At 68.2% G+C, this 9936-nt stretch carries 9 protein-coding genes and 1 pseudogene; 7 read left to right on the forward strand and 3 right to left on the reverse strand.

All coding sequences use genetic code 11. The features are described from left to right. Both P3W85_RS16780 and P3W85_RS16785 read right to left on the reverse strand, forming a co-directional pair. Window positions 1–655, reverse strand: a 655-nt coding sequence (locus tag P3W85_RS16780) for a TPM domain-containing protein (protein ID WP_276265608.1), incomplete at its 3' end; no start/stop codon positions are given. A 34-nt stretch (window positions 656–689) separates the two neighbouring features. Further along, window positions 690–1313, reverse strand: a complete 624-nt coding sequence (locus P3W85_RS16785) for a LemA family protein (RefSeq protein WP_017225688.1) — start codon at window positions 1311–1313, stop codon at window positions 690–692. A gap of 429 nt (window positions 1314–1742) precedes the next feature. On the opposite strand from P3W85_RS16785, the gene dapA reads away from it, so the two are divergent. Then, window positions 1743–2669: a 4-hydroxy-tetrahydrodipicolinate synthase gene (dapA, locus tag P3W85_RS16790; protein WP_276265609.1), complete on the forward strand. Its 927-nt coding sequence runs from the start codon at window positions 1743–1745 to the stop codon at window positions 2667–2669. 40 nt (window positions 2670–2709) lie between these two features. Here dapA and hemL read toward each other — a convergent pair whose 3' ends face one another. After that, on the reverse strand, window positions 2710–4002 hold the full coding sequence (gene hemL / locus P3W85_RS16795; RefSeq protein WP_276265610.1) for a glutamate-1-semialdehyde 2,1-aminomutase: 1293 nt from the start codon (window positions 4000–4002) through the stop codon (window positions 2710–2712). Between the two features lie 215 nt (window positions 4003–4217). Here hemL and P3W85_RS16800 point away from each other — a divergent pair, with 215 nt between their 5' ends. From P3W85_RS16800 to P3W85_RS16825, 6 genes and pseudogenes are all read left to right on the forward strand, one after another. After that, the gene (locus P3W85_RS16800; protein WP_017225880.1) at window positions 4218–4388 is read left to right on the forward strand and encodes a rubredoxin; all 171 of its coding nucleotides are present in this window, start codon (window positions 4218–4220) and stop codon (window positions 4386–4388) included. Window positions 4389–4808: 420 nt separating this feature from the next. Further along, window positions 4809–5303, forward strand: coding sequence for a response regulator (locus tag P3W85_RS16805; RefSeq protein WP_035809521.1), 495 nt, complete (start codon window positions 4809–4811; stop codon window positions 5301–5303). A gap of 26 nt (window positions 5304–5329) precedes the next feature. Beyond that, entirely contained in the window at window positions 5330–5698 is a 369-nt protein-coding gene (locus P3W85_RS16810) for a response regulator (protein WP_017225882.1), read from the forward strand. A 52-nt stretch (window positions 5699–5750) separates the two neighbouring features. Then, window positions 5751–6320, forward strand: a complete 570-nt coding sequence (locus P3W85_RS16815) for a chemotaxis protein CheW (protein WP_276265611.1) — start codon at window positions 5751–5753, stop codon at window positions 6318–6320. A 91-nt stretch (window positions 6321–6411) separates the two neighbouring features. Next, window positions 6412–8577: a methyl-accepting chemotaxis protein gene (locus P3W85_RS16820; RefSeq protein WP_017225884.1), complete on the forward strand. Its 2166-nt coding sequence runs from the start codon at window positions 6412–6414 to the stop codon at window positions 8575–8577. Window positions 8578–8674: 97 nt separating this feature from the next. After that, a pseudogene (locus P3W85_RS16825) lies at window positions 8675–9936 on the forward strand (Hpt domain-containing protein); the annotation flags it as partial.

Below are 9936 nucleotides of genomic sequence, written 5' to 3' on the forward strand. Positions count from 1 at the left end.
CGGAGATAAAGAAGAACAGGATGATGGCGAGCGGGAACAGCACCGGCAGCCAGCCGGTCCACGAATCCTGGCGGGCGGCCTTGCCGCCGGCCTGCGGGCCGGGCAGGGCTTCCTTGTCGATGGTGGCCTGGATGGCCGAGACCCCCGCGGCTATGCCGCCGTAGAAGTCGTTCTGGCGGAAGTGCGGCGCCATCACGTCCTGCAGGATGCGCTTGGACATGGCGTCGGTCAGCGATCCCTGCACGCCGCGGCCCACTTCCAGGCGCATCTTGCGCAGGCCCGCGGGGTTGTCCTTGGCGATCAGCAGGATGACGCCGTCGTCGATGCCCTTGCGGCCCGCGCGCCAGGCATCGGCCACGCGGATGCTGTAGGCATCGATCGGCTCGGGCTCGGTGGTGGGCACCATCAGCACGAAAATCTGGCTGCCGCGCTGCTGCTCGTATTCGGCCAGCACGTTCTCCAGCGCACTGCGCTGGCTGGCGCTGAGCGTGCCGGTGAGGTCGGTTACCCGTTGCGTGAGCGGCGGCACCGGTACGAAGCCGTCGCCGGCAGCCATGGCCGGCGGCGCGAACAGTGCGCCCAGCCATAGCAACAACGCCAGCGCGGCGGTCAGCCATCCGCTGTGTCCGGGGAGGTGCCGCCTGTGCAGGCGCATGGCTAGCCGCATATCCGTGGATCCCTGCCGCCTGTCAGAACTTCACCGTCGGCGGCGCCGAAATGGCCTTCTCGTTCTCCACCGTGAACGACGGCTTGACCGGATACTTGAAGATCATCGCCGTCAGGTTGGTGGGGAAGCTGCGCGCCAGGATGTTGTAGTCGCGCACGGCGGCGATATAGCGCTGGCGTGCCACCGTGATGCGGTTCTCGGTGCCTTCGAGCTGCGATTGCAGGTCGCGGAAGGAGGCGTCGGCCTTGAGTTGCGGGTAGTTCTCCGACACCGCCAGCAGGCGCGACAGCGCGCTGCTCAGCTCGCCCTGGGCTTGCTGGAAGCGCTTGAAGGCTTCCGGGTCGTTGAGGGTTTCGGGCGTGACCTGGATGCTGGTGGCCGCGGCGCGCGCGCGGGTCACGGCTTCCAGCGTCTCGCGCTCATGCGTGGCATAGCCCTTGACGGTATTGACCAGGTTGGGAATCAGGTCGGCGCGGCGCTGGTACTGGTTGATCACCTCGCCCCAGGCCGCCTTGACGGCCTCGTCCTTGGCCTGGAAGTCGTTGTATCCGCAGGCCGACAGCAGGCTGGCGCACAAGGCCAGCAAGAGCCAGCGCAAGACGGACCGCGCGGACCGCGGCGAGGACAGGGAAAGGAATGCGCGCATCGAAAGACTCCGGAAATCCAAGAGACCTCAGTGTAGCGCAGGGCCAGGCGGTGCAATCAAAATGACCATGGGTGGCTTGACGGCGGCATGCCCGGCCCGGTAGATTGCACCTTTACCGTGATTGCCGCGGATCGCCCCTCTGGCGGTCACCGTGCCGGATCACGGTCAAATCCAATTCTTCCATGCGCCGCTTGCCCGCCATTTCCGTACCGAACTCCGCTGCCTCGCAGCGGCAGGTGCCGGCGCGCGCCAAAGCCAAAAAACAGCCGCTCGTCTGACCGGGGCGCTGTTCCGTCAGATGAGCGACGGAACGGCACCTGCGAACAGGGGCGAGGCGGTTCATACTCTCCCATTGCCCTGCGCGGGCCTGGCTGCCACCCGGCGCACTTCTGCACGGTTTTCCTGACCGGTCGTATCAGGAGTGTTTCGATGCAGCAAGAGCAACAATCTCAGCAATCTCAGCAATCTCAACCAGTCTTCTCGGGAATCTGGCTGCCGCTGGTCACGCCTTTTGCCGGCGGCGCCGTCGATCATGCCGCGTTGGCCCGCCTGGTGGCCCGCTATGCCGGCAGCGGCATCGCCGGCTTCGTGGTGTGCGGCAGCACCGGCGAGGCGGCCGCCCTCGACGAGGATGAGCAACTGGCCGTGCTCGATGCCGTGCTGGCCGGCGCCGGCGTGCTACCGGTGATGATGGGCGTGTCGGGCAGCAACGTCAGGCAGGTGCAGGCGCGCGTGCGCCGCCTCGCCGACAGGCCGCTGGCGGGGCTGCTGGCTCCGGCGCCGTACTATGTGCGGCCTTCGCAGGCGGGCCTGCTGGACTACTTCCGCGGCCTGGCCGACAGCGCGGCCGCGCCGCTGGTCCTGTACGACATTCCCTACCGCACCGGTGTGAAGATCGAGCCCGAAACCATGCTTGCGCTGGCGGCGCATCCGAATATCCGCGCCATCAAGGATTGCGGCGGGGATTACCACGGCACGCAGGCCGCGATTGCCGACGGACGCCTGGCCGTGCTGGCGGGCGAGGACCACCAGTTGCTGGGCACGCTGTGCCTGGGTGGCGCGGGCGCCATCATCGCCTCGGCCCACCTGTATCCGGAACTGTTCGTGGCCCTCGCGCGGGCGGTGGCACAGCAGCGGCTGGAACTGGCGCGGCGCATCTTCCACACGCTGATGCCGATGATCCGGCAGTTTTTCTCCGAGCCCAACCCGGGACCGCTCAAGGCGATGCTGGCGCGCCAGGGATGGCTGCGCAACGAGCTGCGCGCACCCATGACGCCCGCCAGCGAGGCCCTGGAGGCTGCGCTGGCGCAGGCTTGCGAGCAGATCGAGGCGGCTGCGCCGGGCCTGCTCGGCTAGGGCCGCGATCCGCCCCGGGAGGGGCGTTCGCGGCCGGCCCTCAGTTGGCCGCGAACGCCTTGCGGGCGGCGTCGATGGTGGTGGCCAGGATGGCGTCGTCGTGCTGGGCCGAGACGAAACCCGCCTCGTAGGCGGACGGCGCCAGGTACACGCCGGCGTCCAGCATGGCGTGGAAGAAGCGGTTGAAGCGCGCCGTATCGCTTTGCGTGACTTCGGCGAAGCTGGCCGGCACGCCGTCGCGGAAATACAGGCCGAACATGCCGCCGATGGCGTCCGCCGCGAACGGCACGCCGGCTTCGCGCGCCACCGCGGCGAGGCCGTCGGCCAGCTTGCGGGTCTGCGCGGCGAGGCGGTCGTGGAAGCCCGGCGCCTGGATCAGCTTGAGGGTGGTCAGCCCGGCCGCCACCGCCAGCGGGTTGCCCGACAGCGTGCCGGCCTGGTACACGCCGCCCAGCGGCGCCAGGCAGGCCATGATGTCGCGCCGGCCGCCAAAGGCCGCGGCCGGCATGCCGCCGCCGATCACCTTGCCCAGGCATGTCATGTCCGGGGTGATGCCGTAGTGCGCCTGCGCGCCGCCGAGCGCCACGCGGAAGCCGGTCATCACCTCGTCGAAGATCAGCACCGCGCCGTACTTTGTGCACAGCGAGCGCATGGCCTGCAGGAAGGCATCGCTGGCGCGCACCAGGTTCATATTGCCGGCCACCGGCTCCACGATCACCGCGGCGATCTCGTCGGCGTGCTTGATAAAGGCCTGCTCCAGCTGTTCGACGTTGTTGTACTCCAGCACCATGGTGTGCTTCGTCACGTCGGCGGGCACGCCGGCCGAGGAGGGCGCGTTCTTGGTGGTGTCGGCGAAGGTCAGCAGGCCGGACCCTGCCTTGACCAGCAGGCTGTCGGCATGGCCGTGGTAGCAGCCCTCGAACTTCACGATCAGGTCGCGCCTGGTAAAGCCGCGCGCCAGGCGCAGCGCGCTCATGGTGGCCTCGGTGCCGGAGGAGACCAGCCGCACTTGCTCGATCGACGGCACCAGCTTGCAGATTTCCTCGGCCATCTCGATCTCGGCTTCGGTCGGCGCACCGAAGGAGAAGCTGTGGGCCGAGGTCTCTTGCACCGCGCGCACCACGTCGGGGTGGGCGTGGCCGACGATCATCGGGCCCCATGAGCCGATATAGTCGATGTAGCGCTGGCCATCGGCATCCCACATATAGGCGCCTTCGGCGCGCGTGATGAAGCGGGGCGTGCCGCCCACCGAGCGGAAGGCGCGCACGGGGGAATTGACGCCGCCCGGAATGGTTTGCTGTGCGCGGTCGAAGAGCTGCTGGTTACGAGACATGGCTTTGCGTGAAATCAAAAGCGGGAGAAACGCGTTCTATCAAGCAGCAAGTTAGGTGCAAAATGCCGGCAAAACAGCTGCAATGCGAGGCATTTGCGCGGTAACGTGCGTGAACACGGCGTATTTGGCCCGAATCGTGCTTACCCGGCTGGCGCCGGCGGCGCCGATTCGGTACCATCTGGCCCTGAATTTTAATGGAGAGTGACTGTACCGTTATGGAATACAAGACCTGGATGTGCCTGATCTGCGGGTGGATTTACGACGAAGCCGCCGGTGCGCCCGAAGACGGCATTGCCCCCGGCACCAAATGGGAAGACGTGCCCATCAACTGGACCTGCCCGGAATGTGGCGCGCGCAAGGAAGATTTCGAGATGGTGGCGCTCTGAAGCCATGACGGGCGTCACGCGCAGTATCGCGTTGCCGCCTGGAGCCGCAGCCGCCGGGTTTCGAGCCAGGCAGGCGTGACGCGGCGATGACGGACGCCGCTCGGGCCGGTCAGCCCGCCGCGCCGCGTCGCGTCAATGCGACAGATCGCCCGGGGCTGCCCGAGATTCCGGATTGACGGCCCCACGGCGACTTGTCACACTCTGTTTCAAATTTGAAAGTCCACCCTTTGGGGGGGATGACGGCAGGCGCGGGCACCACGCGCCGCCGTTTGCCGTGCCGGGGCCACCGCGCCGGCGTGTTTTCGGGAAATCAGATCGTTTTGTTTCGGGGTCCGTCGGCGCAGCGAGTCTGCGGCGAGCGGAAGTTCTCAAGTGAATGCCGGCACTTTCCCAGGGAAGCACGCCGGTCGCGGGAACGAGATGCGGGTCGCTCAACTACAAGAAAGCATTCGGGTCAACGCCGAGGTCAGCGGCGCGGTCGCAACTGGCTCAGCCGCCGGCGGCGCTCCCATGCCTGCGCGCCGCAAGGTGCTCGTGATCGACGATTCCAGCACGATCCGCCGCACCGCGGAGATCTTCCTGTCGCAGGCCGGTTGCCAGGTGATGCTGGCGGAAGACGGCTTCGAGGCACTTGCCAAGGTCGGCGACATGCATCCGGACCTGGTGTTCTGCGACATCCTGATGCCGCGCCTGGACGGCTACCAGACCTGCGCCCTGATCAAGAAAAGCCCTCGCTTCCATGCCATCCCGGTCATCATGCTGTCCTCCCGCGACGGCGTGTTCGACCGCTCGCGCGGCCGCCTGGTCGGCGCGCAAGACCATCTAGCCAAGCCGTTTACCCGCGAGTCGCTGTTGCAGGCAGTCGATGCCTGCCTGCCACGTGCCGCCGCCTCGGGCGGCCCCTTGCCGGCTTGAGCGCAAATCAAGGAATACCCACCACTATGACTATCAGCAAAATCCTTATCGTCGATGACTCTCCGACCGAAGCGCTGTTCATGTCCGACCTGCTTGGCAAGAAGGGCTTCAAGGTTTCGGTGGCCGGCAATAGCGAGCAGGCCTTCACCCGTCTCGAGAAGGAAGCCTTCGACCTGATCCTGATGGACGTGGTGATGCCGGGCCAGAACGGCTACCAGGCCACCCGCGCGATCAAGCGCGACGACCGTTTCAAGGATATCCCCGTCATCATGTGCACCAGCAAGGGCCTGGACACCGACCGCATCTGGGGCATGCGCCAGGGCGCGGCCGACTACATCGTCAAGCCGGTCGATGGCGACGAACTGCTGAACAAGATCGCGGCGCTGGCCCACTGAGCCGGGCCAGGCCGCCAACCGACTGTCTCCTTCCTTCTCAACGGACCCGACCATGACCGCGCCGCGCCAGGACCTTCGCGCCCGACAGACCCGGTTGCAGGACTACCAGGCCATGCTGGCACGCCGCTTGCGCGAGGCGCGCAACCTGCCGGCGGTGGACAGCTACCTGGGCCTGCTGGTGGGCCAGCGGCACTGGCTGTTGCCGTTGCCGGAGACCGGCGAGGTGCTGGAGATGCGTCAGCCCAGCCGCGTGCCCCTGACCCAGCACTGGTACACGGGATTGGTGAACGCGCGCGGCAGCCTGCTTGGCGTGATCGATTTCGGCCTGTTCTGCGGCGAGGGCGCCACCCCGCTGCAGCCGGGCAGCAAGATCGTGGTGCTGTCGCGCCAGGTGGAGCGTGCCTGCGGCATTCTTGCCACGCGCGTGATTGGCCTGCGTCATGCGGGCGACCTCGCCTTGCCGGCCGTGCCGGCCGGCGCGGAGCCGGCCCGGCAGGACCCCGCGCCGGAGTGGGAGGGCGCCCGTTTTGCCGATCGCGACGGGCGCGACTGGCAGGTACTCGACGTGCGCCGGCTGCTGGCGTCGCCCGCGTTCCTGCAAGTGGGCAGGCAGGCCGCCTGAGCCTCCCTATCGGGACAGGCGCGGACACAAGTCGGCACATGCGGGCAGGCGCGCGGCAAATCGAACTCGAAAAATAACGGAAGAGGGTGCTATGGGTTTCAAGATGTTCAGCCTGGGTCGCCAGGCGCAGACGGCCGGTGCCGCCGAACCGGCGGTGGACGCCAACGCGCCGGCTGCCGCAAGCACTCCGTCCCGGCGGCTCTCGGACAGGCTTTCCCGCATTCCGTTCGCCAGCCAGCAGCGTGCCCTTACCGTGGGGGTGGTGGTGTCGCTGGCGGCCCTGCTGGCATCGGTGTATTTCGATAACCGCGAAGCCAACAACGGCGCGGCGCAGATCGAGATCGCCGGCGACATGCTGATGCACTCCCAGCGCCTGGCCAAGGCGGTGCCGGTGGCGCTGCTGGGCAATGCGCAGGCCTTTACGCAGTTGCGCCAGTCCAAGGGCGAACTCGCCGGCGACTTGCAGGCCCTGCAAAACGGCAGCGCCGAGAAGCAGGTGCGTGCCACCGGCGCCAGCGCCGCGCCGCTGCTGGAGAAAGCCATGGAGTCCTGGCAGCGCACCGAAAAGAGCGCCGGCGACGTACTGGCCCAGCAGCCCACCCTGACCACCATCGGCCAGACCCTGCAGATCTTCAACGCCTCCAACCCCGAGCTGCTGGAAAGCGCCGAGCAGGTGGCGGCCATCAAGCTGCAGAGCGGCGCCAACGCCCGCGAGGTGGCCGCCTCGGCGCAGTTGGTGATGTTGACGCAGCGCCTGGGCAAGAACCTCAACGAGTTCCTGGCCGGCGAAGGCGTCAACCCGGAAACCGCGTTCCTGCTGGGCAAGGACACCAACACCTTCCACGAAACCCTGGATGGCCTGTTAAACGGCAGCGAGGCGCTGCGGCTGTCGGCAGCCGGTGATGCGGAGACCCGCAGCTACCTGGAGCAACTGTCGCAGCGTTTCGACGCGGTGCAGAAGACCACCCAGACCATCCTGCAGAACCTGCCGGGCCTGATCGCCGCCAAGCGTGCCCAGCAGCAGATCTTCAACGACAATGAGGCGTTGCGCGGCGAGCTGTCCGCGCTGCAGGCCGCCTATGCCGAAGGCGCGCGCGTGCGGCCGCTGACGCTCGGCGCCACCATCGTCTCGGCCGTGCTCACGCTGGTCTTCCTGGGCGGGCTGGCAGCGCTCTACCTGCGCGACTCGCGCGCCCGGGCGCTCGAAGCCGAGGCCCGCGAACGCGAGGCCGAAGCCCGCCGCCTGGATGAAAAGCGCAACAACGACGCCACCCAGAAGGCCATTCTGCAGTTGATGAACGAACTGCAGGACATCGCCGACGGCGACCTGACCAGGCAGGCCACCGTGACCGAGGACATTACCGGCGCCATTGCCGACTCGGTGAACTACACCGTGGAAGAACTGCGCGAACTGGTGGGCCGGGTGCAGCAGACCGCCGGCGAGGTGACGCAGGCATCCAGCCAGGTGCAGGACACCTCGACCGAACTGGTCGCGGCGTCCGAGGAACAATCGCGCCAGATCCGCCAGACCGGCGAATCGGTGGTGGAAATGGCCGACCGCATCACGCAGGTATCGCGCGGCGCGGCGGAATCCGCCAACGTGGCGCGCGCCTCGCTGGCCGCGGCCGAGCAGGGCCAGCACGCGGTGCAGAACGCCATCGTCGGCATGAACGACATCCGCGAGCAGATCCAGGACACCGCCAAGCGTATCAAGCGCCTGGGCGAGTCGTCGCAGGAGATCGGTGAGATCGTCGAGCTGATTTCCGACATCACTGAGCAGACCAACGTGCTGGCGCTGAACGCCGCCATCCAGGCCGCGTCGGCCGGCGAGGCCGGGCGCGGCTTTTCGGTGGTGGCGGAAGAAGTGCAGCGCCTGGCCGAGCGCTCCGGCGAGGCAACCAAGCAGATCGGCGCGCTGATCCGCACCATCCAGACCGATACCCAGGACGCGGTGCACGCCATGGAGCGCAGCACGCAGGGCGTGGTGGAAGGCGCCAAGCTGTCCGATAATGCCGGCGCCGCGCTGGTGGAGATCGGCCGCGTGTCGCGCCAGCTGGCCGAACTGATCGAACAGATTTCGCAGACCACCTCGCATGAGGCAGGACTGGCTACCGCGGTGGCGCGCAATATCGAAGGGATCCTGCAGGTCACGGAACAAACTTCGTCCGGCACGCGCCAGACCGCGCTCTCGGTGCGCCAGCTGACGCTGCTGACCGAAGAGCTGCGCAACTCCGTGCTGCGCTTCAAGATCGCCTGAGGGGTTACGTTACGGGGCAGCCCTGGCGTGCTACGCGAGCCCGCGCGGATGCGGGCCACGGACCGGCGCCACCGCATTGGACGCATTGGAAGCAGTCATGTCATTGAATTTCCCCGTCTCGCGCGAGGATGCCGGCTCGGACCCGGCCACCCAGGATCCACCGGCGCCCGGCCTGCCCGCGGCGCCATCCGCCGCGCCGGCCGGGAAGGGCGCCGCCCCGGTGGCGCGCGATCTTTCCGTGCTGGCCTGGCTGGCGCCGAGCCTGCGTGCCGCGCTGGACGATGCCGCGGCCGAACTGGGCCACTACGTCGATGAAGTGCAGCAGGCACCCGAAGCGCTGGGCGCGCGCGATACCACCTCGCTGCGCCTGGCGGGCCAGCATCTGCACCAGGCCGCCGGCGCCGTGCATATCGTCGGCCTGCGCGGCATCGATCCGTATTGCCAGGCGCTGCGCCGCCTGCTGGAAGGCATCGACGCCGGCGCGGTGGCAGCCGACGCCGGGACCCTGGCCGCCTTCCGCGCGGGCGTGCAGGCGCTGGCCGAGTATGTCGACGACCTGATGGCCGGCGACGAGGAAGACCCGGTCCGCCTCTTTTGCTCCTATGCCGACGTGCTGGGGCGGCTGGGCGAGGACCGCATGCACCCCGCCGACCTGTGGGTCGACGAACTGCAGATGCTGCCCGGCATCCTGCTGCCGATGCGCATGGCCCCGACCGTCACGCGCGCGCGCCAGCGCTTCGAAGCCGCCTTGCTCAAGGCGCTGCGCCTGCCGGTGCCGTGCCACGAGCCGAGCCTGCTGCACGAGGCCTATCTGCCGCTGGAATCCGCGCTGGAAGACGTCCGCGCCAGCGAACAGGAACTGCGCCGCGCCACCGACCACCCGGATCGCGGCGTGTGGCATGTGCTGGCGCTGGTGTTTGGCGCGCTGGCGCATGGCCTGCTGCAGTCGGACCTGCTGGCCAAGCGGCTGGCCGCCCGCGCCCACCTGCTGCTGCGCCAGTACCTGCAAGGGCAGGTGCGGGTGCCCCAGGCCCTGCTGAACGACGCCGTCTATCTGCTGGTCACGGTCAACCGGGCACCGTCTGGCGACCAGCCTGAGAGCGCGGCCCTGCTGGTGCTGCGCTCCGCCATCCGCGAGTGCCTGCAAGCTTTCCGCATCGATGCGGCGCATGCGGCGGCACACGCCGATTACCGCATGCGCTACTACGGCTGGCTCGACCCCATCGACACGCGCAACCTGCAGCAGGCCGCGGCTGCTCTCGAACGGGTGGCCGGTGCCGGCCCCGGGCATGGCGAGTGGCAGGACGCGCTGGCGGCGCTGGCCGAGGCCGCGCAGCCGCTGGCCCAGCCGGCCCTGCT

Origin of the sequence: Cupriavidus basilensis, from assembly GCF_029335485.1 — a bacterium.
Lineage (GTDB): Bacteria > Pseudomonadota > Gammaproteobacteria > Burkholderiales > Burkholderiaceae > Cupriavidus > Cupriavidus basilensis_E.